This window comes from Nonomuraea mesophila (genome assembly GCF_004352805.1).
Lineage (GTDB): Bacteria > Actinomycetota > Actinomycetes > Streptosporangiales > Streptosporangiaceae > Nonomuraea > Nonomuraea longispora.
Genome location: NZ_SMLD01000040.1, coordinates 30486 through 53351 on the forward strand (window position 1 = coordinate 30486; position 22866 = coordinate 53351).

Below are 22866 nucleotides of genomic sequence, written 5' to 3' on the forward strand. Positions count from 1 at the left end.
CTCAGAACCGTCCCGAATCCAGCACGCTGCGCAGGAACTCCCGGGTACGCGCGTTCTCCGGCTCGCTGAAGATCTTCTCGGGCGGGCCCTTCTCCAGCAGCACACCTTCGTCGAGGAAGCACACCGTGTCCGAGATCTCGCGGCAGATGCCCATCTCGTGGGTGGTGAGGATCATCGTCATGCCCGCGTCCTTGAGCTCCCTGATGATGCCCAGCACCTCCACCACCAGTTGGGGGTCGAGCGCCGAGGTGACCTCGTCCAGCAGCATCAGCCGCGGCTGGGTGGCCAGCGCCCTGATGATCGCGACCCGTTGCTGCTGGCCGCCGGAGAGCTGGTCGGGGTAGGCCCGCACCTTGTCCGCCAGCCCGAACCTGGCCAGCAGGTCGTGCGCCTGCTCCTCCGCCTGCTCCCTGGCCACCCGGTGCACCTGCCGGGGCGCCAGCGTGACGTTGTCGAGCACGGTCATGTGCGGGAACAGGTTGAACGCCTGGAACACGATGCCCAGCCGCGTACGCACCTCGTCGACGTTCACGCGCGGATCGGTGATCTCGTCGCCGTCGAGGTGGATCGTGCCGTCGTCCACGGTCTCCAGCAGGTTGACGCAGCGCAGCAGCGTGGACTTGCCCGAACCCGACGCGCCGATCAGGGTCACCACCTCGTGCGGTCGCACGTCCAGGTCGATGCCGCGCAGCACGGCGTGCCCGCCGAAGAATTTCCACACCCCGTCGATCGAGAGGACGCTCATGCGCCACGCCTCCTGCGCGTACGTGCGGCCAGATGGTCGGTGAACCTGGCCATGGGGATGGTCAGCAGGATGAACAGCAGCGCGGCGGCGAGGTAGGGCGTGAAGTTGAACGTGCTGGCCGCGTGGATCTGCGCCTGCCGCAGCGCCTCCAGCGGCCCGATGGTCGCCACCAGCGCCGTGTCCTTCTGCAGCGAGACGAAGTCGTTCAGCAGCGGCGGCACCACCCTGCGGGTCGCCTGCGGCACCACCACGAACCGCATGGTCTTGCCGTGGCTCAGCCCGAGCGAGCGGGCCGCGGCCACCTGGCTGGGATGGATCGACTCGATGCCCGAGCGGAACACCTCCGCCACGTACGCGCCGTAGGAGAGGGTCAGCGCGATGATGCCGAGCGTGGCCAGGTCGGTGGGAATGCCCTGCAACCGGAGGGCCGGCAGCCCGAACCCCACCAGGTAGATCACCAGAATCGTCGGCACGCCGCGGAAGATGTCGGTGTAGAGCGTGGCCAGCACCCGGATCGGGAAGAACGCCGGCGTTCTCACGCCCCTCGCCAGCGCGACCAGCAGCCCCACGACGAGGATCAGCGGCTCGGCGATCAGGAACATCTTGATGTTGAGCAGGAACCCGTCCAGCACGTCGGGCAGCGCCTTGCGGAACTCGCCGAAGTCGAAGAACGTCTCCCGCACCCGCGGCCAGCCCGGCGAGCTCGTCACGATCCACACGACCATGACGACGAAGACGAACGTCGAAGCGGTCGCGATGGAGGCCGTGCGGCGGCTGCGCGACCTGCGCAGCCGCTCGCGCTCGACCTGCCGCTCCGACTTGACCCACTCGCTCACCGCGGCATCACTTCAGCTCGGGCGCGCCCGCCGCAGAACCGAGCCACTCCTGCTCGATCCTGGCCAGCTCGCCCTTCGACTTCAGCGTGTCCACGGCCTTGTCCACGCAGGACTTGAGCGCGCTGCCCTTCTCCATGACCAGCCCGAACTCCTCCGGCGTGCCACCCGTCGAGGCGAACTGGCCCACGATCTTGGCGTTCTCCACCTGCGCGGCCGTCACGTAGAACGCCGTCGGCAGATCGACGACGATCGCGTCCACCTGCTTGTTCTTCAGCGCGTTCACGGCGTCCACCTGCTCGTTGTAGACGTTGGGGTCCTTGCCGGGCTGGATGACGCTCTTGACCGCGTCGAGCGAGGTCGTCCCCACCTGTACGCCGATCTTCGCGTCCTTCAGCTCGGCCAGGCTCTTCGCCTGCGCCACCTTGCCCCCGTCGACCGCCACCACGGCCTGCTTGACCGTGTAGTAGCCCTTGCTGAAGTCGACCGCCTTGGCCCGGTCAGGCGTGATGGACACCTGGTTGATGTCGAAGTCGAACTGCTTCTTGCCCGGCGCGTACGCCGAGTCGAACTTGACCGTGTTCCACTGCACCTCGGTGCGGTCGAAGCCGAGCTCCCCCGCCACGGCGAACGCCACCGCGCTCTCGAACCCCTGACCGTTGCTCGGGTCGTCGTCCTTGAACCACGGCTCGTAGGCCGGCTTGTCGGTGCCCACGGTCAGCTTGCCGGGGGTGACGAGTTGGAGCTGCTCCTTGACGCAGGCGGTGGACGTGGTCGGGGCGGCCGCCGTGTCGTCAACGGGTGCGCAGCCAACGACCGCCACCGCGAGTGCGAGCAGCATGAGGGGACGGGCCATGGCCTAGCCTCCAGGGGGAACGTGCCAGATAAACGAGGGCATTCTACGCTGCTCCATGAACCCCGCCCCCTTCCCCACCACCCCTCTGGACCATGGGCAACGTTGTGTCCACGGCGACGGCCCGCGTGGGGCTCGCGTTACGGCGCTCGGCCGGTGAAGGGTCAGAGGCCGTTTCCTGGAGGGCCCTGAGCCGAAGTGCGGCGGGTGGCGGGCCACGGCAGCGCGTAACAGATGGAACAGCACCACGCACGAACCGTCGAAGAAGAGAAAAGCCCCCGCACGAGGCGGGGGCTTTTCGGGGCAGGTCAGCCTGCGACGACCTCGACGTCGATCGCAGCGGACACCTCAGGGTGCAGCTTGACGGTGACCTTGTGGGAGCCGACGCTCTTGATCGGGTTGACGATCTCGATGCGGCGGCGGTCGACGATCGGGCCACCGGCGGCCTTGACGGCGTCGGCGATGTCGCCCGTGGTGATCGAGCCGAACAGGCGGCCGGACTCGCCGGCGCGGGTGGCCAGGCGCACGCGCAGGGCGCCGAGCTGGCCGGCGACCTCCTTGGCGGTGCCGAGGTCGCGGATCTCGCGAGCGTCGCGGGCCTTCCTGATGGTCTCGATCTGCTTCTCGGCGCCGCGCGTCCAGCGCATGGCGTAGCCGCGCGGGATGAGGTAGTTGCGGCCGTAGCCGTCCTTCACCTCGACGACGTCGCCAGGGGTGCCGAGGCCGGAGACCTCGTTGGTGAGGATGAGCTTCATATCGACATGCCTCCTTAGCGCGCCGTGCTCGTGTAAGGCAGCAGGGCCACCTCACGGGCGTTCTTGATAGCGGTCGCCACGTCGCGCTGGTGCTGGGTGCAGTTGCCCGTCACCCGGCGGGCACGGATCTTGCCGCGGTCGGAGATGAACTTCCGCAGCAGTGCCGTGTCCTTGTAGTCGACGTAGGAGATCTTGTCGTGGCAGAACAGGCAAACCTTCTTCTTGGGCTTGCGCAGTGCCGGCTTGGCCATCGTGGTGCTCCTCTCAGAGCCCCGCACCAGGGCGGGAATGGACAGTCATCCGCTTGCGCGGATCTTCACGGGTTAGAAAGGCGGTTCGTCGCTGAAGTCGTTGCCGCCGCCGCCGAAGCCGCCGCCGCCCTGCTGGCCGCCTCCGCCGCCGCCGAAGCCGCCACCACCGCCGCCCTGGGGCGGGGCGGGCGTCGCGGAGGCCCACGGGTCGTCGGCCGGGCCGCCGAAGCCGCCGCCGCCACCACCCTGGCGGGAGGTGCGGTTGACCTTGGCGGTGGCGTTGCGCAGGGACGGGCCGACCTCGTCGACCTCGACCTCGTAGACCGTGCGCTTCTCGCCTTCCTTGGTCTCGTAGGACCGCTGCTTGAGCCGCCCCTGAACGATGACCCGCATGCCGCGCTGGAGGCTCTCGGCGGCGTTCTCCGCCGCCTGCCGCCACACGTTGCAGGTCAGGAAGAGGCTCTCGCCGTCCTTCCACTCGTTGGTCTGGCGGTCCATATACCGCGGAGTGGATGCGATGCGGAATCGAGCCACCGCTTGCCCCGTGGGGGTGAAGCGCAGCTCCGGGTCGTCGACAAGGTTGCCGACAAGGGTGATTACGGTGTCGCCTGCTGCCATGGCTAGCGCTCGCCTTCCTGCACGCCTTCGCTTGGGTTTCGGCTCAGACTACGGCCGCCGCCCGACAGAATGCCGGGCAACGAGCTTGCTCAGTGCACGTCCGGACGCAGGACCTTGGTACGGAGGATGCCCTCGTTGAGGTTCATCTGCCGGTCGAGCTCCTTGACCGTCCCGGGCTCCGCGGACAGGTCGATGACGGCGTAGATGCCTTCGGACTTCTTGTCGATGTCGTAGGCGAGACGGCGACGGCCCCAGACGTCGACCTTCTCCACGGTGCCGCCGTCGTTGCGGACCACGGTGAGGAACTGGTCGAGGGACGGCGCGACGGTGCGCTCATCGAGCGAAGGGTCCAGAATGACCATTACTTCGTAACGACGCATGCGGGACTCCAACCTCCTCTGGACTCTTGCGGTCACGACACTCTGTCGTGACAGGAGGACGCTGACGTCTGAGCCCTGGCGCCCCTTTCGGCGCTCGGGGACGATGAATCATCCATCACAACGCAGCGTGCCCAGGTTACCAGCCTCGACAAGGTGGGAAAGCCTTTAGGAAACCGAGGGGGTGGTGGTTGTGCCGCACGTGCTTCAGCCCTCCGAACAGGAGCGGTTCCGTCTCACGCTCAACACCGACGGACGTTCGCACCCGCTGGAGAACACGCTGGCGGTCGTCACGCTGGTGTGCGGTGTGGTGGCGTTCGTCGCGACGTTCTGGGCTTCCGCGCACATGATCGCGTCCTGGGTCGGAACGCTGGGGTTCGGCGTCGGTCTCTACTCTCAGTACATCTCGGTGACCACGCCGCAGCGCACGCTCAACGTCGTCGGGCTCGTGGGGGCGTTCATCGGCGCCGCCCTGGGCATCGCGCACGGCGGTTTCCTCCCGCATCCGTGATGCACCCGTACGAGCTCATCCGCTGATGTGCAGGTCTATCCCGAGCAGCACCAGGAACCAGAGGAAGACGGAGAGCAGCGCCTCGGCGAGGTCCCTGAGGAGTCCTGGGGTGATGTAGTCGTGGACCCACGCGACGTAGATGCCGATGACCACGTAGATCAGGACGATCAGCGCTCGTAAGCGCCAGCGGCTCATGGTTTCTCCTCGGGTCGGGGGTGCCCGGCGATGGGGTCGGAGGGCCCGGCGATCGGGGTCGGGGGTGCCTGGCGACTTCCCCGGTGTGCCCCGGCCAAACGGATAAGCTCGGTGACATGGTGCGCATCGGAGCTCACGTCGACCAGGACGACCCGGCCGCTCACGCCGAGGAGGTGGGGGCCGAGGTGGTGCAGTTCTTCCTCGGCGATCCCCAGGGCTACAAGAAGCCCGTGCTGCCCGCCCGGCCTGTGGAGGGCGTCGACATCTACATCCACGCCCCCTACCTGGTCAACGTGGCCACCACGAACAACCGCATCAGGATCCCGAGCCGCAAGCTGCTGCAGCAGCACCTGACGGCGGCCGCCGGCCTCGGCGCCAAGGGCCTGATCGTGCACGGCGGCCACGTCGGCAAGGACGACGACCCGCAGACCGGGTTCGACAACTGGCGCAAGGTGTTCGAGCGCATGGAGTGCCCCATCCCCGTGCTGATCGAGAACACCGCGGGCGGCGGCAACGCGATGGCGCGCACGCTGGAGCGCATCGCCCGGCTGTGGGACGCGCTCGACGGGTTCGACGTGGGTTTCTGCCTCGACACCTGCCACGCGCACGCCGGAGGCGAAGAGCTGGTCGACCTGGTCGACCGGGTCAAGGCCATCACCGGCCGGATCGACCTGGTGCACTGCAACGACTCCCGCGACGCCTTCGGCTCGGGCGCCGACCGCCACGCCAATCTGGGCAAGGGGACGATCGACCCGGAGCTGATCCTGGCGGTCTGCCGGGCGGCCGGTGCGCCGGTCGTGGTGGAGACGCCGGCCGAGGGCCAGGCCGACGACATTGCCTTCCTGAGGAAGAACCTCTAACGAATACACACAGCCTGTGGATAACTTCCCTGGATTACCGAGGAAGGAAAGGGGGTAGAGAGATCTACCCCGCCCACGCGCCGTCGAGGAAGCGGGCGGTGTTGACCAGCATGAGCGGTCCCGAGATCAGGGCATAGAGCGCCAGCACCCACGCCTTCCTGGTCATGACCTTGGCGACCAGCACCCACACCGGGAACCACAGCAGGAGCGAGCGCGGGATCGACAGGTAGTACGCCGACGTCATCAGCGCCGCCGCCTGGGCCCCGGTGTAGACGAGCTCGCTCCACCGGCGCAGTACGGCCAGCCAGACCAGCGCGGCGAGGGCCAGCACGGCCCCCACGATCTCCATCCTGAAGGCCACCGCGAAGTCGTCGGCGCCCATCGCGGATTGCCAGGTCGTCTGCCACGCCTCCCACGGCCACACGAAGTCGCGCCCCCAGCCGGCCTCCTGGGCGTGCTTCCAGGTCAGCCAGTCGCCCGTCCTGCTGTAGTGGTACGACGAGTACGCCACCAGCGGCACGAACGGCACCACCAGCCACCCGGCCCGGCGCGGCGACTCCCTCCTCACACCGAACTCCACGATGAGCGCGACCGCCAGGAACAACCCGGTGATCCGCACGCAGGAGGCACCCGCGGCCAGCAGCACCGCCGCCGGCCAGCGCCCCTGCCTGGCGGCCAGCCACGCGGGGATGGCGAAGGCCAGGAAGAGCGACTCGCTGTAGCCCGCGGCCAGGAACACCGCCATCGGGAAGAGCAGCAGCGCCAGCACCGCCATCCAGCCGGAGGCGCCCTCGAACTCGGTCAGCCGGGCCAGCGCCATCATGGCGACCGCCCCGGCGGCCAGCGAGACCAGCAGCCCGGCCGCCGCCCAGTCGGGTATGACCAGGTAGGCCATGCGCAGCGCCGCGGGCAGGCCGGGGAAGAAGGCGGGCAGGCCCTCGTCCACCGGCTTGCCTGGCTCGCCGTCGTAGCCGTACTGAGCGATCGTGATGAACAGCGTGGCATCCCACTTGCGCCACTTATCCAGATATTCGCCCAGCGCCACGCCGAGCACGGTCGCGAGCAGCAGCCCCGCCCGCGAGCCGCACCAGAGCAGCAGCGCGTCCCGGCCGGACGAGCGCGTGATCATCGCGTGATGGAGGCCAGGGTGAAGCGGTCACGCGCGTCGGCGAACACGCCGCCCGCCTGATCGTCGATCCCGTCTTGCCGCACCACGTCCTTGCCGGGGCGCAGGATGTCACGCACCACGAACGCCATCATGATGCCGATCGTGATGACCCGCCCCCAGACGGCGGTGAAGTAGGTGTCGTCGCCGATGCCCAGGTCGTCCCTGCTGAGCGGCGGCTGCGCGAGCAGGTAGAGCCAGATGGCGACGAAATACCACACCTCGGCGAGCTGCCACAGCGCCAGCGGCTTCCAGTTGGGCCTGGCCAGCACGGCGAACGGCACCAGCCAGAGCACGAACTGCGGCGACCACACCTTGTTCGTCATCATGAACGCGGCCAGCGCCAGGAAGCAGATCTGCGCGAGCCTCGGCCTGCGCGGCGCGGCCAGCGTGAGCACGGCGATGCCGAAGCACAGGACGGCCAGCGACGCCATGCCGAGCGTGCTCACGTCGGCCTCACCCAGGACCGGCCAGCCCTTGTTCTGGAAGAACAACCACGGCGAGCCCCAGTCGACGCCGCGCTCCTGGGAGAAGACGTAGAAGCGGCGCCAGCCGTCCCACGCGAAGACCATGAACGGCAGGTTGACCACGAGCCACGCGCCGACGGCCGAGGCCATGGTGACCAGGAACGGCCGCCATCGCGCCGTACGCCAGGTGAGCAGGAACAACGCGCCCACGAACATCAGCGGATAGAACTTCGTGGCGATCGCCAGCCCGAGCAGCACCCCGGCCAGCACCTGCCGCTTGCGCGCCCACGCCAGCAGCATGCCCATGGACAACGCGCCGGCGATGAGGTCCCAGTTGATGTACGCGGCCAGCACCACGGCGGGCGCGACGGCGTACCAGAGGGCGTCCCACCGCCGCGTGGGCCCGGCCACCGCGGCCATCAGCAGCACGCCGGCCACGAGGGACAGGCCGAGCAGGATGACCGTCAGGTCGTAGAACCTGACGGCCTGCGCGACCTGGTCGGGCTCCAGCCACCGGGCGATCCAGCTGAACACCTGCATGACCTCGCCCAGCACCACCGGGTATTCGACCTGCTTGTCGAACGGCACCGCGGCGAAGTAGGGGTTCTCGGTGGCCAGCTGCCTGTCGAAGTAGAGCGGGTAGATGTCGGTGTAGCAGAAGTTGGTGTACGTCGAGATCTGGTCGTTCCAGCCGCCCGTGCGGCACGGCAGCCGCACGACGTACGCGAGGGACGCCCCCAGGGCCGCGAACACCCCCAGGGGAAGGAACGGAATGGCGCGCGCCGCCAGCGGCGCGCGCACCTCCGTGCTCGTCATTGGTTCTCTTGCCTGCCGTTGACCGGCCCAGGCCCTCCGGCTCGCGTGTCGGTCCCGGTCTCGCCGCCCGCGACGTTCGGGTCGTCGACCTCGGGGAACCCGTCGTCGGCGGGCGGCGGGTCGTCGGTGGTGGGCTCGTCGCCGGTGTCGCCGTCACAGCCGATGAGGCAGTCGGGGTCGTCGCCGGTCTCGTCGTCGAACGGGTTCTCTTCGTCGAACGGGTTGTCCGGCGTCTTCGTCGGCGTGGGCGTCGGGCTCGGCACGATGTTCTCCTGCGTGCCGATCTCCGCCTTCTCGGGGAACTGCTCGACGGGCTTGCCCTCGTGCGCGGCCAGCATGAACCTCTGCCAGGCGATCGTGGGCGGGCCCGCGCCCTCGAAGCCCAGGGACACTTCGTACGGCCTGGTGTACGGGTTGTTGAGGTCGTACTTCTTGCTCGCCTTGCCCTTGGGCGTGATGGGGCAGTTGGAGTGGAGCGGCGGGACGACCTTGCCGCTCTTCGTCCTGCACTGCTCGCGGTAGAACCCGACGGCGGTGGAGATCTGCGGCGTGTAGCCGACGAACCAGGCACCGTTCTCGTCGTTGTTGGTGCCGGTCTTGCCGGCGGCCGGCCGGTTGCCCAGGCCCTTGCCCGCCGCGGTGCCGTTGCGCAGCACCGCCGCCATCGCGACGGTGGAGTCGGCGGCCACGCCGGGGTCGATGACCGACTTGGACACCTGCTGCTCGGGGTAGGCGACCTGGCCGTTCTGCTCGACCTTCTGCACGACGTGGTAGCGGGTGTATTTCCCGGCGTTGGCGAAGATGGAGTAGCCGGCGGCCTGCTCGACCGGCGTGACCGGGGCGCTGCCGATGGCGAACTGGTAGTGGTGCTCCTTGATGTCGGCTGTCATGGCTTTCTCGTTGAACCCGGCGGCCACGACGAGGTTCTTCACGTCGTCGAGCTGGTTGGGCAGCGCGTACGCCATGGAGACGAAGGCGGTGTTGACCGACTGGGCGGTCGCCTTGACCACGTCGACGGCCCTGCCGACGTTGTGGCTGTTGGTGATGCCGCCCTTCTGCTGGCCGGGCAGCTCCTTCGGCACGGTCTCGTTGCCCGGCACGTAGCTGCTGAGCGAGTAGCCGGCCTGCAGCCAGGCGGCCAGCACGTACGGCTTGAACGCCGACGCGGCCTGCTTCTTCGACTCGAAGGCTTCGTTCCACGGGTCGTTGACGTAGTTGTCGCCGCCGTAGAAGGCGAGGACGCGGCCGTTCTTCGGGTTGACCGCGGCCAGGCCGCCGTGGAACTCCTTCGACATGCCCTGCATCGTGGTCTTCATCGCCTGCCGGGCGGCCTTCATCAGTTTCCTGTCGAAGGTGGAGACGATCTTGTAGCCGCCGCTCTCGACCGCGTCGCGGGTCAGCCCGCGCCCCTCCAGCTCGTCGAGCACCTGCTTGACCATGTAGCCCCGGTCACCGCCCAGGGAGTTGCTGGTGGTGCTCTTCCTCGTCTTGGGGAACTTCGCCGTCTGCTGGAGCTGGCCGTATTTCTCGGGCCAGAGCTCGGCCATCTTCTTGACGGTCTGGTTGAACCGGTATTTCAGCGCGTCGGCGTCGGGCTCCCAGGCCGGCTGCTGGATCCGCGCGGCGAGGTAGGCGCCTTGCTCGGGAGACAACTTCGCGGCGGTCATCTTCTTGCCGAAGTAGGCCCGCGCCGCGGCCTCCACGCCGTACGCACGGCCGAAGTTGACGGTGTTGAGGTAGTTTTCCAGGATCTGGTCCTTGGTCAGCTGGTCGTCGAGCTTGACCGCGACGAAGATCTCCTTGATCTTACGTTCGATGGACACTTCCTGGCTGAGGCCGTCGTAGTAACCGCGGGCCATCTGCTGGGTGATGGTCGAGGCGCCCTGGAGCTGCTGCCCGGTCGCGGTCATCCACACCGAACGCGCCATGCCGGAGAAGGAGATGCCGGAGTCCTCGTAGAACGTGTCGTTCTCGATGGCGATCGCGGCGTCCTTGACGCTGTCGGCCATCTCGTTGATCTTGACGCTCTCGCGCGGCATGCCGAGCCTGGCGATCTCGGTCTTGCCGTCGTTGTAGTAGATGGTGCTCTGCTGCGCGGTCGCCTCGGCCTGCACGGTCGTCGGCACCGGCACGTTGGCGTACGCCACCATGATCATGCCGAACATGCCCGCCGCGAACACCACGATGCCCGCGACGACGACCTTCCAGCTCGGCACGAACCTGCGCCAGCCACGGCGGCCACCGCCACCGTCACCGCCGCCGCCCTTCTTGACGGGTGGCTCCGGAGGGCCTGGCGGCCCGCCCTGACCTCTTCTGCGCGAGCGCCGCGGCGCGTCGCTGACCATCGTCTCCTGGTTACCGAGCGTGCGCGACTCCGTGCGGGATCGGGAGCGCGGCGGCGGCTGGTCGCCACGCTCACGCGGCGGGTCGGCGCGTCTCGGAGGTTCGTCGTACGGCTGTGCGGCCATGGCCCCGGTCTGCTCGTACGCCGCTTCGGGACGTCGGGACTCCGGCTCCTCACCCCAGCCGGATCCGCCGGTCCGGCGAGAGGAACCCTGGGGCACAGAACGGGATGAGCTGGAGCGACGGCGCCTTCCTTGGCGCGCCGACCCCTCATTCATGCTGTTACTCACACGTCCTCGCAACGTCGTCGGAACTGAAACGGCGGTTGGGCGTGAGGCTCCTCGCCGCCCTCGGTCTTCACGCTTGGCCGACGAGGTCAGGCGGTCCGTTCCCGAGTACGTACGAAACCGTCAAGTGGTTCCAGGAACAACCTTGGCAGACCTCGACAACGTACACCCGGAACTCATCGTAATCATGAGCCATGGTGATGAGCTCTGATGTGACTTTTGCCTGGCCGGCATGGCGCCCGAGGCACTCACCGTAGACATAAGTCACATTGGTGACGTTCTCCCTTTCGCAGACCGGGCAGAGACGTTCGGTCGGCTCGCCGAAGTGGCGGGCCGCGCGAAGGAGGTAGGGCTGTGCGTCACAGACGTCACCGCGCGAAGCTCGCCCGGAATGCAGGGAGCGAACTGCGGCTCTCTTCGCGAGACCGTAATCCACCACCCTTCGCTGTGACCACATGAGCGTCAGACTACGGCGTTTTGAGTGTCCATCCCAACGACTCCGCGGAATCGTAGATTGCAGCGATATAGCGCCACGACGTATCATCGGGATGTATCGGCTCGATACATCGACGCGAGAGGGGGGCGGTTCCCATGGCCGGCGGACAGGGCAGGGTCTTGGAGCTGGCCGTGCTCGGGTCGCTGCACGAGACGCCGCTGCACGGCTATGAGCTGCGCAAACGGCTCAACGCCCTGCTGGGGATGTTCCGTGCGTTCTCCTACGGATCGCTGTACCCCTGTTTGCGATCACTTCTCGCTCGAGGCCTCATCGCGGAGGAGCAGCCCGCTCCCGCCACGATCGTCGGCGGCCGGTCGAAGATCGTCTACAAGCTGACCGCCGAAGGCAAGGAACGCCTGCAGGACATGCTCACCCAGGCCGGTCCATCCGCATGGGAGGACGAGAGCTTCGGTGTGCATTTCGCGTTCTTCCGGCACACCGAGGCCGAGGTGCGGCTGCGCATTCTCGAAGGCCGCCGCAGCCGGCTGGAAGAGCGGCTCGACGCGGTGCGCACGGCGCTGGCGCGCACCAGGGAACGCCTCGACAGCTACACGCTCGAGCTGCAGCGTCACGGGCTCGAGTCGGTCGAGCGCGAGGTGCGCTGGCTCAACGAGCTGATCGCAACGGAGCGCCGGGCCTCGGAAGAGCCCGGCAGAGACACCACGTCAACTGATGAGTAAGGGAGCGAGTGCGATGGGTTCGGTTCGCGTGGCCATTGTCGGTGTCGGCAACTGCGCGTCGTCGCTGGTCCAGGGTGTTCACTATTACAAGGACGCCGACCCGGACACACGGGTCCCGGGCCTGATGCACGTGAAGTTCGGCGATTACCACGTCGGCGACGTCGAGTTCGTCGCGGCCTTCGACGTTGACGCCAAGAAAGTCGGCCGTGACCTGTCCGAGGCCATCGTCGCCAGCGAGAACAACACCATCAAGATCACCGACGTGCCGCCCACCGGCGTGACCGTGCAACGCGGACCCACCCACGACGGCCTCGGCGAGTTCTACCAAGACATCATCGACGAATCCGACGAAACACCCGTCGACGTCGTCCAGGTCCTGCGCGACAACCAGGTCGACGTCCTGGTCTCCTACCTGCCCGTCGGCTCCGAGGACGCCGACCGCTTCTACGCCCAGTGCGCCATCGACGCCGGCGTCGCCTTCGTCAACGCCCTGCCCGTCTTCATCGCCTCCGACCCCGCCTGGGCCGCCAAATTCACCGACGCCGGCGTCCCCATCGTCGGCGACGACATCAAATCCCAGGTCGGCGCCACCATCACCCACCGCGTCATGGCCAAACTCTTCGAAGACCGCGGCGTCGAACTCCTGCGCACCTACCAGCTCAACTTCGGCGGCAACATGGACTTCATGAACATGCTGGAGCGCAAGCGCCTGCAGTCCAAGAAGATCTCCAAAACCCAGTCGGTCACCTCCCAGATCCCCCGCGAGATGGGCAAGAGCGACGTGCACATCGGCCCCTCCGACCACGTGCCCTGGCTCGACGACCGCAAATGGGCCTACGTCCGCCTCGAAGGCCGCTCCTTCGGCGACACCCCACTCAACCTCGAATACAAACTCGAGGTGTGGGACTCACCCAACTCCGCCGGCATCATCATCGACGCCGTCCGCGCCGCCAAGATCGCCCTCGACCGCGGCATCGCCGGACCCATCCTGTCGGCCTCCTCCTACTTCATGAAGTCCCCGCCCGAGCAGTACTCCGACGACCAGGCCCGCGAATACGTCGAGAAGTTCATCCGCGGCGAAGTCGAACGCTGACCACCGCATCTCGCCCAGGGCGCCGCACCCGCGCGGCGCCCTGCGCCCGATTCACAGCCGGGCGGCGGGAGGCAGCTCGTCGGCCGGGGCCGAACGCCAGGTGAGCGGGTCGGCGCCGAGCCTCGCCAGCTGCGGCACCTGCTCCCTGCACCACGGCGAGATCGCCAGCAGGCCGTTGAGCACGCCCTCGGCGAACTCCTTCCACGGCATCCACGACGTCTCCCCCACCTCGTCGGGGTTGGGCACGGCCGGCGCGTCGACCGTGACCCGGAAGACCGGGCAGAGCTCGTGCTCGACGATGCCGTTGGGCATGACGGCGCGGTAGGAGAAGGCGGGCAGCATCAGGTCGGTGCGCTCGGCCTTCAGCCCCAGCTCGTAGGAGAGCCGGCGCATGACCGCGCTGTCGAGCGACTCGCCCGGCAGCGGGTGGCCGCAGCAGCTGTTGGTCCAGACACCCGGCCAGGTGAGCTTGTGGTCGGCCCTCCTGGTGAGCAGTACGCGGCCTTCCCGGTCGAAGACATAACTGGAGAAGGCCAGATGAAGAGGAGTGTCGTGGCAGTGCACCGACATCTTCGGCGCGGTGCCGAGCGGGTGGCCACTGCGATCGACCAGCACAACGAGTTCGTCAGTCGTCACGCTTCGAAGCGTACGTGATCATGTGTGCGGCAGGGAAGCCAGGGTTCACCTGCTGGACCGGCATCCGCGCGTCCCGCACGACGGGTACGGGGCTAGGCTGACGGCGTGTCATTCGTCGCCGATCTCCGCGTGGTCCTGCGGGGCAGAGATTTCCGGCGCCTGTTCGCGACCCGTCTGGTCTCCCAGTTCTCCGACGGGATCTTCCAGTTCGGCGTGACGGGTTTCGCCTTCTTCAGCCCCGAGAACCAGACGACCGCGCTCGAGGTGGCGGCGGGGCTGGCCGTGCTGCTGCTGCCGTACAGCGTGCTCGGGCCGTTCGTCGGCGTGTTCATCGACCGCTGGTCGCGGCGGCAGATCCTGGTGGTCGCGCCCTTCGTCCGCGGGGCGCTGCTGCTCGTGGCGGCCGGGCTGGTCATCGCCGACGTGCCCGATCCGCTGTTCTACGGCGCGGCGCTGCTGGTGCTCGGCGTCAACCGGTTCTTCCTGGCCGCGCTCGGCGCCTCGCTGCCGCACGTCGTCCCGCCCGAGCGGCTGATCGCCGCCAACGCCGTCACCCCCACCTCCGGGACGGTGGCCACGTTCGTCGGCGCCGGTCTGGGATTCCTGCTGCGGGAGATCTTCGGCGGCGGCGACTTCGGCGTGGCGCTGCTGCTGGCGACGTCGGGCGTGGTGTTCACGCTGAGCGCACTCGTGGCGCGGACCATGGACCGCCGGTTGCTCGGCCCGTGGTCCGACCCCGACCAGCCGCAGGCCCGCCAGGCCCTGCGCAACGTCGTCACCGGTCTCGCCGACGGCGCCAGGCACCTGGTGCGCCACCGGGTGGCCGCCGCGACGATGGGCGCGATGGCCACGCACCGGTTCCTGTTCGGCATGTCCACCGCGCTCGGCATCATCCTCTACCGCTACTACTTCGCCGACGGTGACGCCGAGACCGCGCTGCGCGGGGTCAGCCTCGTCGTGGTCGGCGCCGGCATCGGCACGGCCCTCGCCGTGGTCATCACCCCGTACACGACCGAGTGGTTCGGGATCGAACGGTGGGTGCAGATCGCGATGGCGAGCGCGGGCGTGCTGACGGCGGCGCTCGTGCTGCCGTTCCAGGAGTGGGGGCTGCCGGTCGCGGGCTTCGTGTTGGGCGTGGCAGGGCAGAGCGTCAAGATCTGTGCCGACACGACGGTCCAGCGCGACGTCGAGGACATCTACAGGGGCCGCGCGTTCTCCATCTACGACATGCTCTTCAACGGCATGTACGTGCTCGCTGCCGCCCTGTCGGCGGTGATCCTGCCGCCCGACGGCAAGTCGTACGTCGCCGTGGTGATCATCTCGGTCGGCTATCCGGCGGCGGCGCTCGTCTACCGGATGATCACCACCACCGCGTCACGCGCCGAGGTCGTTTGACCTGGCCCACTCCAGCAGCGCCTCCGTGGCCGCCTCCTTGCCGATCATGCCCTTGTCGAGCCTGAGCTCGAGCAGGAACTTGTACGCCCGCCCCACGACCGGCCCCGGCCCGACCCCGAGCACCCGCTGGATCTCGTTGCCGTCGAGCTCGGGGCGGATCTTGGCCAGTTCCTCCTCCTCGGCCAGCCTGGCGATGCGCTCCTCCAGGTGGTCGTAGGTCCGCGACAGCGCAGCCGCCTTGCGCTTGTTGCGGGTCGTGCAGTCGGCCCTGGTCAGCTTGTGCAGCCGGTCGAGCAGATGGCCGGCGTCGCGCACGTAGCGGCGCACGGCGCTGTCGGTCCACTCCCCCGTGCCGTAGCCGTGGAAGCGCAGGTGCAGCTCGACCAGCCGGGAGACGTCGGACACGACGTCTTTGGGGAACTTCAGCTCGGTCATGCGCTTCTTGGTCATCTGGGCGCCGACCACCTCGTGGTGGTGGAACGACACCCGGCCGCCCGGCTCGTGGCGGCGCGTCTTCGGCTTGCCGACGTCGTGCATGAGCGCCGCCCAGCGCAGGATCTTGTCGGGCTTGCCGTCCTCCTCCTGCGCGATGGCCTGGTCGAGCACCGTCAGCGTGTGCTCGTAGACGTCCTTGTGCCGGTGGTGCTCGTCGATCTCGAGGCGCAGCTTGGGCAGCTCGGGCAGCACGTACGCCGCCAGCCCCGTCTGCACCAGCAGCCGCAGCCCCTCGCGCGGGTGGGCACCGCAGACGAGCTTGTCGAGCTCGTCACGGATGCGCTCGGCCGAGACGATCTGGATGCGCTCGGCCATCGCCGACATCGCCGCGAGGGCGTCGTCGTCCACCGTGAACCCGAGCTGCGAGGCGAACCTGGCCGCCCGCAACATGCGCAGCGGATCGTCGCCGAAGGAACGTTCGGGAGGCCCCGGTGTGCGCAGCAGCCTGGCCCGCAGGTCGCGCAGCCCGCCGTAGGGGTCGGCGAACTCGTGCCCCGGCAGCCGCACCGCCATCGCGTTGACCGCGAAGTCGCGCCGCTCCAGGTCGGCCTCCAGCGTCTCGCCGTACATGACGTCGGGTTTGCGCGACTTCGGGTCGTACGACTCGCTGCGGTAGGTCGTGACCTCGATGAGCGAGCCGCCCTTGCGCAGGCCGACGGTGCCGAAGTCGATGCCGATCGTCCACACGGAGTCGGCCCAGTCCTTGACGATCTCCAGCACCCGCTCGGGGCGGGCGTCGGTCGTCAGGTCGAGGTCGTTGCCGATGCGGCCGAGGAGGAGGTCACGCACGGGCCCGCCGACCAGGGCGAGCTCGTGGCCGTGCGCGGCGAACAGACGGCCGAGCTCGTCGGCCGCCGGCGCGATCTTGCGGAACAGGTCGTGCATGGCCTGCCGCTGGCTTTCGGTCAGAGTTGAGTCGGACAAACGCAGTGGGTCCTTCCGGAACATATCCCCCGAGCCACACCAGGTCCGGGTTACCTTCGGTCAAGGGACCGTCGGGGGCCATGGAACGAGGCAAGGAGGACTATATGAAGGACGCCCTCGCGATCCACCGCTGGCTCCTCACACACCAGGTCCATCATGAGATCGTACGCCTTCCGCGTCCCATGACATCCGCGCGGGAACTCCCGGACATGGTCTGCGCGGCGCCCGAGAGGTGCCTGATGGTCACGGTGCTCGAAGTGGCCACCAGGGTCGGCCGCGAGGCCGTCGTCGCGGTGACCTCCCCCGTCGCCCTGCCGCCCAGGCCCGGGGCCGTCGGCGCCCTGCTCGGCGCGCGCCAGGTGCGCCACGCCCCCTCCCACGTGGTCAACGCGGCCACCGACTACGCCGACGGGCTGGTGTGCCCGCTGCTGCTGCCGCAGTCGCTGCCCGTGTTCATCGACGACCGGCTGCGCGTGGACGAGGGACCGGTGTTCATGGCCATCGGCGAACGCCACACCGCGCTCTCCTTGCGCGCCCGCGACCTGCTGGAACTTCTGCCGGGCAAGCTGGCCGACCTGAGGGGCACACGCCTGCGGGGAGCACGTGGGGCGGTCGCGCGACGGCACTGAACCCGTACCATTGCGGGCGTGCGTCGTCGTACTCCAGCTCGGGCATTCGCGTGATCCGTAAGGCCACGCTGCTCGCCGTGCTCTCCGCCGCGTTGCTCGCCCCCATGGTGGCGGCGACGCCGAGCACGGCTGCCACCAGTGCGATCAGGCAGACCGTCACCGTGTCGATCGCCTCGATCAGCCCTGACGTGCCCACCTCGCAGAGCGACGAGATCAAGTTCACCGGCACGGTCCGTAACGACACGGGCGCTCCCAGACCGGCCATGCGCGTACGCCTGCGCTACACGCCGCAGCGGGTCACCGACAGGGCGTCCATGGACGCCTACGCGCGCGACCAGAACACCACGACGCTCCCGGCCAACGTCTCGTCCGTCTCGGCGATGGACATCCCGCCGCTCGCCGCCGGCGAGGAGACCCGCTGGGAGTTCACCGCGACGCCGGTGCAGCTCGGCTACCGCTCGTTCGGGGTCTATCCGATCGCCATCGACGTGGCCCAGTACGGCGTGCCGATCTTCGCGCAGCGCACGTTCCTCACCTACGCGCCGCCTGCCGTCCCCAAGCCGCCGCGCAACAAGCTGGCCGTCGCCCTGCCCGTCATCGACCAGCCGCACCGGGCGACCGACGGATCCACGTTCGTGGACGACAAGCTGAGCCAGTCGGTCGCCGGCCGGGGCCGCCTGGCCGACCTGGCGCGCATCGCGCAGGTCGCGCCCAAGACCGTGACCTGGTTCTTCGAGCCCGGGCTGCTCGACGACCTCGACGTGATGAAGAGCGGCTACACGGTCAAGACGAAGGACGGCGAAGAGAGCAAGCCGGCCAGCGCCGCGGCCGGCGCGTGGCTGACGAACATGCGCACCTCGCTGGCCTCCTCGCCCGTGGTGGCGGTCCCCTACGCCGACCCCGACGTGGCCGGGATGGCCCACCGCGGCCTCGACGTCCTGCCCAACAGGGCCATCCAGCTGGCCTGGCAGAGGGCCGGGGAACTGCTGGGCCGCGAGGTGAAGACCAACGTCAACTGGCCTCCGTCAGGCCGGCTCGACCCGGACGCTCTCGACCTGCTCTCGGTCGCCGACGCCAAGGTCGACCGGGTGCTGCTCGACCCCGGCAACCTGCCCCCGCAACCGCCCGTCACGTTCACGCCCGACGCCGCCTCGACCCTCGACTCGGTCAACGGCCCCGTCACCGCGCTCGTCGCCGATCCCCAGCTGAGCGCCCTGTTCGAGCCCGAGGGCGCCACGAGCGTGCTGCTCAGCACGCAGCGTTTCATCGCCGAGACCGCGATGATCTCGGCCGAGCAGGGCCAGACCTCGCCCAGGTCTCTGGTCGTCGCCCCGTCAAGGCGCTGGGACCCCAACCCGGCGCTCGTCTCCGCCCTGCTCAAGACCGCGGGCCGGCTGCCGTGGCTGCAGATGACCACGCTGGAGTCGATCAAGCCGAGCAAGGCCTCGGTGCCGCGCGCCGGGCTGACCTACTCCGACGCCGACCGCAAGGACGAGCTGAGCGGCAAATATCTCAAGCGGGTCAAGGAGACCTGGGAGCAGGCGCAGCTGACCGCCGAGATCACCACGACGAAGACGCAGTCCAGCTTCGACGCGGCCGTGCTCAGGCTGTCCTCCTCGGCCTGGCGCGCCAGCCCGCGGACGGGCCGCGCGCTGACCAAGCAGGTGAGCGCGGCGGTCGATGACCGCCTGGGCAAGGTCACGATCACCGGCGCCGGCTCCGACCGCCCGCGCAAATCGCTGGCCGGCAGCAACGGCGTGGTGCCCATCAGCGTGAAGAACTCCACGGGCACCCAGATCACCCTCTACGTCGACGTGAAGTCCAACAACCGCAAGCTGCTGCAGGTGAAAGAGCAGAAGGAGCAGCTGACCATCGGCGTCGGCCAGAGCGGCACGGTGCAGGTGCCGATGAACGCCACCGGCAACGGCGACGCCACGGTCACCGTGCAGGTCAGGACCGTCGACGGCAAGGCGTACGGCGAGCCGGTGCGGCTGACCATCCGCACCACCGGCTACACCGGCATCGCCTCGGTGATCGTCGGAGCCGCTCTCACCGTTATGCTCGCCGCCGTGGTGACGCGGGTGCTGCGCCGACGGTCAGAACGTAAGCTCGCCCGGGCCGCCAAGAACCGGGAGGTGAGCACTGCATGAGCCGCGTGCTGAAGGCCAGCGCCATCATGGCGGCGGGCACGATGGTGTCCAGGGTGACGGGTTTCGTCAGGACCATGGTGCTGGCGTACGCCATCGGCACGGCTCTGCTCGGCGACGCCTACAACGCGGCTTACGCGATCCCGTACAGCATCCTCGACCTGCTGCTGCTGGGCGTGCTGAGCAGCGTCGTGGTGCCGATGATCGTGCGGGCGCAGCAGCGCGACGCCGACGGCGGGCGGGCCTACGAGCAGCGGCTGCTGACGCTCGCCACGCTGGCGCTGGCCGTCATCGCGGTCGCCGCCGCCTTCGCCGCGCCGCTGCTCATCGACCTCTACACGGTGTGGGACCGGGACAGCAGGGAGTTCGAGGTCGCGGTCATGCTGGCCCGGTTCATCCTGCCGCAGCTGGCCTTCTTCGGCACGGGCGCGGTGGCGGGCGCCATCCTCAACACCCGCGACCGCTTCGCCGCCCCCATGTGGGCGCCCGTACTCAACAACCTCGTCGTCATCTTCGCGTTCCTTCTCTTCGCCCTGGTCAGCACCGCCGGCGGCGACATCGCCAAGGTCACCGACGGTGAGCTCGTCCTGCTGGGCCTCGGCACCACGGCCGGCATCGTGGCCCAGGCGTCCGTGCTGATCGTGGCGCTCAAGCGGGCCGGGTTCTCCTTCCGCCCCCGCCTCGACCTGCGTAACGCCCGGCTGGGCGAGATGGCCAAGGCCGGCGTCTGGACGATCGGCTACACCGTCGTCACCCAGCTCGGCTTCGTGCTGACGACCAACCTGGCCAGCGCGGCGGGCTCCTTGGTGGAGGGGCACGGCATCAGCCCGTACACCCTGGCGTTCCAGCTCTTCCAGCTGCCCTACGGCGTCATCGGCGTCTCGGTGATCACGGCCATGCTGCCGCGCATGAGCAGGGCCGTCAGTGACGGGCGGTTCGACGACGTACGCTCCGAGTTCGGGTCGAGCGTCCGCCTCGTCTGCTCGCTGATGGTGCCCGTGTCGCTGCTGCTCATGGTGCTCGGCCCGGCGATCACCGTGCCGATCTACGGCCACGGCGCCAACAGCGTCGCCGACGCCGTCTACATCGGCAACGTGCTGCAGGTCTACGGGCTGGCGCTGGTGCCGTTCGCGCTCTTCCAGCTGCTGCTGCGGGTCTTCTACAGCTTCGGCGACACCCGCACGCCGGTGTTCGTCGGCGCGGGCACGACCGCGGTCAACGCCCTGCTCATGTTGCTGTTCTTCACGCTGCTGCCGCCGCGTTACGCCGTGATGGGGCTGGCTCTGGCGTACGCGGTCGCGTACGCGCTGGGCGCCCTGACCGCCTGGTGGCTGGCCGGCCGGCGGGTCCAGGGGCTGGGCGGATGGAGCATCGGCATGGCGCTGACCAGGATGTACCTCGCGGCGCTGCCCACCGCCGTGCTGGCCCTCGGGGCGGTATGGGTGGTCACGGGGGTCTTCGACGGGCTAGGGTTCGTCAACTCGCTGATCGTCCTGGCCGTCGGAGGCGGTCTTGGATTGCTCCTCTATCTCGGCGTTGCGCACAGAATGCGCATCCCAGAGGTCAACTCCATCGTTGGGATGGTCGCGGGGCGGGTAGGTCGGTAAAGAACGCGGGCGTTATCTACTCGGCACTACCATGGAGCCCGACACGCGCGAATGAGAGCAGGAGGGGCGTGGGCGGATCCACCCGGCATAGCGTGCCTTCGTGGTACACGACCACGCAGGTGAGTCGAGTCATGAGAACGCCCGATCGGCGCAGCGGAGTGAGCCAGTGAGCACGTCGGCGGTCGAACCCGGCACCCGCCTCGCCGAGCGCTTCCGGCTGGAGGACCGCGTCAGCGAGTCCGACGGCGCCACCCTGTGGAAGGCCATCGACGAGATCCTCGCCAGGCCGGTGGCGGTCCACACCTTCGCTCCCGGTTTCCCCCGGGTTCACGAGGTCGTCACGGCCGCCCGGTCGGCGAGCCGGCTCACCGATCCGCGCCTGACCCAGGTGTTCGACGCGGCGGAGGACGAGAAGGCCTCCTACGTCGTCAGCGAGTGGGTCACCGGCGAGAGCCTGACCGACCTGCTGGCCTCGGGGCCGCTGGATCCCGAGCGTGCTGCCGGGCTGGTGGCCGAGGCCGCCGAGGCGCTCGCGCACGCCCACGAGGCGCAGCTCTACCACCTGTGCCTGCGCCCGTCCCACCTGGTCTGGACGACCGGCAACACGGTCAAGGTGCTCGGCGTGGCCGTCGACGCGGCCATGTACGGCCTCACGACCGACCAGCCGGCGCTCGACGACGCCGAGGGCCTCGGCCGGCTGCTCTACGCGGGGCTGACCGGCCACTGGCCGGGCGACGAGGAAGAGGGCGGGCTGCCGGCGGCGCCGATGACCGACGGCCACTTCTGCACGCCGCGGCAGGTCACGGCGGGCGTGCCCGGCTATCTCGACGCGGTGACCGTGCGGGCGTGCCTGCCCGAGTCGCGCAAGGGCCAGGGCGCGCTGGCCACCCCGGACGAGGTCGCCGCGGCCCTGGCCGACGTCGCGAGGCCGATGCCGATCCCGATCCCCTACCCTTCGACCCCGGCGGTGACCTCCGCGTCCCACACCGAGGGCCTCGACATCGCCCACCGGCAGAAGTTGTCCGTCCCGCCGCCGCAGCCCATGCCGCACCGCGTGCCCAAGCGCGAGGGCAGCATGGTCAACCGGGTGCTGATGACGCTGGTGGTGCTGCTCGTCATCGCCGCCGTCGGCGTGGGCGCGTGGACGATCGGCAGGAGCCTGGGCAGCCCCACCGGCCCTGAGGCTCAGCAGACCGTGCCCAGCGCGTCGGCGTCGGCGTCCGCGCAGGCCGAGGCCGTCAAGCCCGAGAGCGCCAAGGGCTTCGACCCGCTCGGCGACGGTGACGAGAAGTCCGACATCGCGAAGCTGGCCATCGACGGCAAGCCGGGCACGCTGTGGAAGACCGAGTCCTACAGCAGCGCCGACCTCGGCCGGCTGAAGGACGGCGTCGGCCTGCTGCTGGACATGGGCAAGTCCATGCAGATCAGCGACGTGGTGGCTACGCTGGGCGACGCGCCGGGCGCGACCGTAGAACTCAAGGTGGGCGACTCAGCCGATCTCGACGCCCTGGAGACGGTGGCCACCAAGAAGGACGCAGCAGGTAAAACCACCCTCACCCCCGAAGAACCAGCAAGCGGTCAGTACGTTTTGATCTGGTTCACGCGCGTTCCGACGGATGCGGGCAAGTTTCATGGCACCATCTATGACGTAGTGGTGCACTCTCCCGGATCGGCATAATCAGGAAACT

Annotated in this window: 23 protein-coding genes; 9 read left to right on the plus strand and 14 right to left on the minus strand. The window is 68.8% G+C overall.

What is annotated here, in order from left to right; all coding sequences use genetic code 11:
- Window position 1: 1 nt before the first annotated feature.
- The 7 genes from E1295_RS17615 to rpsF form a co-directional block, all read right to left on the minus strand.
- Entirely contained in the window at window positions 2–745 is a 744-nt protein-coding gene (locus E1295_RS17615) for an amino acid ABC transporter ATP-binding protein (protein WP_132631394.1), read from the minus strand.
- Complete coding sequence (locus E1295_RS17620; RefSeq protein WP_132631395.1) at window positions 742–1581, minus strand: amino acid ABC transporter permease; 840 nt, start codon at window positions 1579–1581, stop codon at window positions 742–744. Before E1295_RS17620 ends, E1295_RS17615 begins: the two co-directional genes overlap by 4 nt.
- A gap of 7 nt (window positions 1582–1588) precedes the next feature.
- Window positions 1589–2434: an ABC transporter substrate-binding protein gene (locus E1295_RS17625; protein WP_132631396.1), complete on the minus strand. Its 846-nt coding sequence runs from the start codon at window positions 2432–2434 to the stop codon at window positions 1589–1591.
- Between the two features lie 305 nt (window positions 2435–2739).
- Entirely contained in the window at window positions 2740–3186 is a 447-nt protein-coding gene (gene rplI, locus E1295_RS17630) for a 50S ribosomal protein L9 (protein ID WP_132631397.1), read from the minus strand.
- A gap of 14 nt (window positions 3187–3200) precedes the next feature.
- Complete coding sequence (gene rpsR / locus E1295_RS17635; RefSeq protein ID WP_020543048.1) at window positions 3201–3437, minus strand: 30S ribosomal protein S18; 237 nt, start codon at window positions 3435–3437, stop codon at window positions 3201–3203.
- 72 nt (window positions 3438–3509) lie between these two features.
- Window positions 3510–4055, minus strand: a complete 546-nt coding sequence (locus E1295_RS17640; RefSeq protein ID WP_132631398.1) for a single-stranded DNA-binding protein — start codon at window positions 4053–4055, stop codon at window positions 3510–3512.
- An 89-nt stretch (window positions 4056–4144) separates the two neighbouring features.
- On the minus strand, window positions 4145–4435 hold the full coding sequence (rpsF, locus tag E1295_RS17645) for a 30S ribosomal protein S6 (protein ID WP_132631399.1): 291 nt from the start codon (window positions 4433–4435) through the stop codon (window positions 4145–4147).
- A gap of 190 nt (window positions 4436–4625) precedes the next feature.
- Here rpsF and E1295_RS17650 point away from each other — a divergent pair, with 190 nt between their 5' ends.
- The gene (locus E1295_RS17650) at window positions 4626–4943 is read left to right on the plus strand and encodes a hypothetical protein (RefSeq protein WP_246080109.1); all 318 of its coding nucleotides are present in this window, start codon (window positions 4626–4628) and stop codon (window positions 4941–4943) included.
- Window positions 4944–4958: 15 nt separating this feature from the next.
- Here the strand turns inward: E1295_RS17650 and E1295_RS17655 are convergent, their stop codons facing one another.
- Window positions 4959–5138 carry a hypothetical protein gene (locus E1295_RS17655; protein ID WP_132631400.1) on the minus strand — a complete coding sequence of 60 codons (180 nt, stop codon included), beginning with the start codon at window positions 5136–5138 and terminating at the stop codon, window positions 4959–4961.
- Between the two features lie 116 nt (window positions 5139–5254).
- On the opposite strand from E1295_RS17655, the gene E1295_RS17660 reads away from it, so the two are divergent.
- Entirely contained in the window at window positions 5255–5998 is a 744-nt protein-coding gene (locus E1295_RS17660) for a deoxyribonuclease IV (RefSeq protein ID WP_181958005.1), read from the plus strand.
- Between the two features lie 64 nt (window positions 5999–6062).
- Here E1295_RS17660 and E1295_RS17665 read toward each other — a convergent pair whose 3' ends face one another.
- The 4 genes from E1295_RS17665 to E1295_RS17680 form a co-directional block, all read right to left on the minus strand.
- The gene (locus E1295_RS17665) at window positions 6063–7127 is read right to left on the minus strand and encodes a mannosyltransferase family protein (protein ID WP_132631401.1); all 1065 of its coding nucleotides are present in this window, start codon (window positions 7125–7127) and stop codon (window positions 6063–6065) included.
- Entirely contained in the window at window positions 7124–8446 is a 1323-nt protein-coding gene (locus E1295_RS17670; RefSeq protein ID WP_132631402.1) for a glycosyltransferase family 87 protein, read from the minus strand. Before E1295_RS17670 ends, E1295_RS17665 begins: the two co-directional genes overlap by 4 nt.
- Entirely contained in the window at window positions 8443–10914 is a 2472-nt protein-coding gene (locus E1295_RS17675; RefSeq protein WP_166427273.1) for a transglycosylase domain-containing protein, read from the minus strand. Before E1295_RS17675 ends, E1295_RS17670 begins: the two co-directional genes overlap by 4 nt.
- A 232-nt stretch (window positions 10915–11146) precedes the next feature.
- On the minus strand, window positions 11147–11620 hold the full coding sequence (locus E1295_RS17680) for a DUF5318 family protein (RefSeq protein WP_342775887.1): 474 nt from the start codon (window positions 11618–11620) through the stop codon (window positions 11147–11149).
- 47 nt (window positions 11621–11667) lie between these two features.
- Here E1295_RS17680 and E1295_RS17685 point away from each other — a divergent pair, with 47 nt between their 5' ends.
- Both E1295_RS17685 and E1295_RS17690 read left to right on the plus strand, forming a co-directional pair.
- Window positions 11668–12252 (plus strand): PadR family transcriptional regulator, encoded by a 585-nt coding sequence (locus tag E1295_RS17685; RefSeq protein ID WP_132631404.1) that lies wholly within the window; start codon window positions 11668–11670, stop codon window positions 12250–12252.
- Between the two features lie 13 nt (window positions 12253–12265).
- The gene (locus tag E1295_RS17690) at window positions 12266–13345 is read left to right on the plus strand and encodes an inositol-3-phosphate synthase (protein ID WP_132631405.1); all 1080 of its coding nucleotides are present in this window, start codon (window positions 12266–12268) and stop codon (window positions 13343–13345) included.
- A gap of 51 nt (window positions 13346–13396) precedes the next feature.
- On the opposite strand, the gene idi is transcribed toward E1295_RS17690, so the two are convergent.
- Complete coding sequence (gene idi, locus E1295_RS17695; RefSeq protein WP_132631406.1) at window positions 13397–13981, minus strand: isopentenyl-diphosphate Delta-isomerase; 585 nt, start codon at window positions 13979–13981, stop codon at window positions 13397–13399.
- A 105-nt stretch (window positions 13982–14086) separates the two neighbouring features.
- Between idi and E1295_RS17700 the strand changes: the two genes are divergently transcribed.
- Entirely contained in the window at window positions 14087–15376 is a 1290-nt protein-coding gene (locus E1295_RS17700; RefSeq protein WP_132631407.1) for an MFS transporter, read from the plus strand.
- Here the strand turns inward: E1295_RS17700 and E1295_RS17705 are convergent.
- Window positions 15356–16819 (minus strand): CCA tRNA nucleotidyltransferase, encoded by a 1464-nt coding sequence (locus E1295_RS17705; protein WP_132631408.1) that lies wholly within the window; start codon window positions 16817–16819, stop codon window positions 15356–15358. The genes E1295_RS17700 and E1295_RS17705 overlap by 21 nt on opposite strands.
- Window positions 16820–16899: 80 nt before the next feature.
- Here E1295_RS17705 and E1295_RS17710 point away from each other — a divergent pair, with 80 nt between their 5' ends.
- The 4 genes from E1295_RS17710 (at window position 16900) to E1295_RS17725 (ending at window position 22856) form a co-directional block, all read left to right on the plus strand.
- Window positions 16900–17424: an aminoacyl-tRNA deacylase gene (locus E1295_RS17710; RefSeq protein WP_132631409.1), complete on the plus strand. Its 525-nt coding sequence runs from the start codon at window positions 16900–16902 to the stop codon at window positions 17422–17424.
- A gap of 50 nt (window positions 17425–17474) precedes the next feature.
- Window positions 17475–19574 (plus strand): DUF6049 family protein, encoded by a 2100-nt coding sequence (locus E1295_RS17715; RefSeq protein WP_132631410.1) that lies wholly within the window; start codon window positions 17475–17477, stop codon window positions 19572–19574.
- On the plus strand, window positions 19571–21178 hold the full coding sequence (gene murJ, locus E1295_RS17720; RefSeq protein WP_166427274.1) for a murein biosynthesis integral membrane protein MurJ: 1608 nt from the start codon (window positions 19571–19573) through the stop codon (window positions 21176–21178). Before E1295_RS17715 ends, murJ begins: the two co-directional genes overlap by 4 nt.
- Before the next feature lie 166 nt (window positions 21179–21344).
- A complete protein-coding gene (locus tag E1295_RS17725) occupies window positions 21345–22856 on the plus strand; it encodes a protein kinase family protein (RefSeq protein ID WP_132631411.1) in 1512 nt (503 codons plus the stop codon).
- Window positions 22857–22866 lie beyond the last annotated feature (10 nt).

Excerpts from the sequence above, each read along its gene's own strand:
- E1295_RS17615 (WP_132631394.1), bottom strand. The coding sequence starts at position 745 with ATGAGCGTCCTCTCGATCGACGGGGTGTGGAAATTCTTCGGCGGGCAC.
- E1295_RS17625 (WP_132631396.1), bottom strand. The coding sequence starts at position 2,434 with ATGGCCCGTCCCCTCATGCTGCTCGCACTCGCGGTGGCGGTCGTTGGC.
- rplI (WP_132631397.1), bottom strand. The coding sequence starts at position 3,186 with ATGAAGCTCATCCTCACCAACGAGGTCTCCGGCCTCGGCACCCCTGGC.
- rpsR (WP_020543048.1), bottom strand. The coding sequence starts at position 3,437 with ATGGCCAAGCCGGCACTGCGCAAGCCCAAGAAGAAGGTTTGCCTGTTC.
- E1295_RS17640 (WP_132631398.1), bottom strand. The coding sequence starts at position 4,055 with ATGGCAGCAGGCGACACCGTAATCACCCTTGTCGGCAACCTTGTCGAC.
- rpsF (WP_132631399.1), bottom strand. The coding sequence starts at position 4,435 with ATGCGTCGTTACGAAGTAATGGTCATTCTGGACCCTTCGCTCGATGAG.
- E1295_RS17655 (WP_132631400.1), bottom strand. The coding sequence starts at position 5,138 with ATGAGCCGCTGGCGCTTACGAGCGCTGATCGTCCTGATCTACGTGGTC.
- E1295_RS17660 (WP_181958005.1), top strand. The coding sequence starts at position 5,255 with ATGGTGCGCATCGGAGCTCACGTCGACCAGGACGACCCGGCCGCTCAC.
- E1295_RS17665 (WP_132631401.1), bottom strand. The coding sequence starts at position 7,127 with ATGATCACGCGCTCGTCCGGCCGGGACGCGCTGCTGCTCTGGTGCGGC.
- E1295_RS17670 (WP_132631402.1), bottom strand. The coding sequence starts at position 8,446 with ATGACGAGCACGGAGGTGCGCGCGCCGCTGGCGGCGCGCGCCATTCCG.
- E1295_RS17675 (WP_166427273.1), bottom strand. The coding sequence starts at position 10,914 with ATGGCCGCACAGCCGTACGACGAACCTCCGAGACGCGCCGACCCGCCG.
- E1295_RS17680 (WP_342775887.1), bottom strand. The coding sequence starts at position 11,620 with ATGATACGTCGTGGCGCTATATCGCTGCAATCTACGATTCCGCGGAGT.
- E1295_RS17685 (WP_132631404.1), top strand. The coding sequence starts at position 11,668 with ATGGCCGGCGGACAGGGCAGGGTCTTGGAGCTGGCCGTGCTCGGGTCG.
- E1295_RS17690 (WP_132631405.1), top strand. The coding sequence starts at position 12,266 with ATGGGTTCGGTTCGCGTGGCCATTGTCGGTGTCGGCAACTGCGCGTCG.
- E1295_RS17705 (WP_132631408.1), bottom strand. The coding sequence starts at position 16,819 with ATGTTCCGGAAGGACCCACTGCGTTTGTCCGACTCAACTCTGACCGAA.
- E1295_RS17710 (WP_132631409.1), top strand. The coding sequence starts at position 16,900 with ATGAAGGACGCCCTCGCGATCCACCGCTGGCTCCTCACACACCAGGTC.
- murJ (WP_166427274.1), top strand. The coding sequence starts at position 19,571 with ATGAGCCGCGTGCTGAAGGCCAGCGCCATCATGGCGGCGGGCACGATG.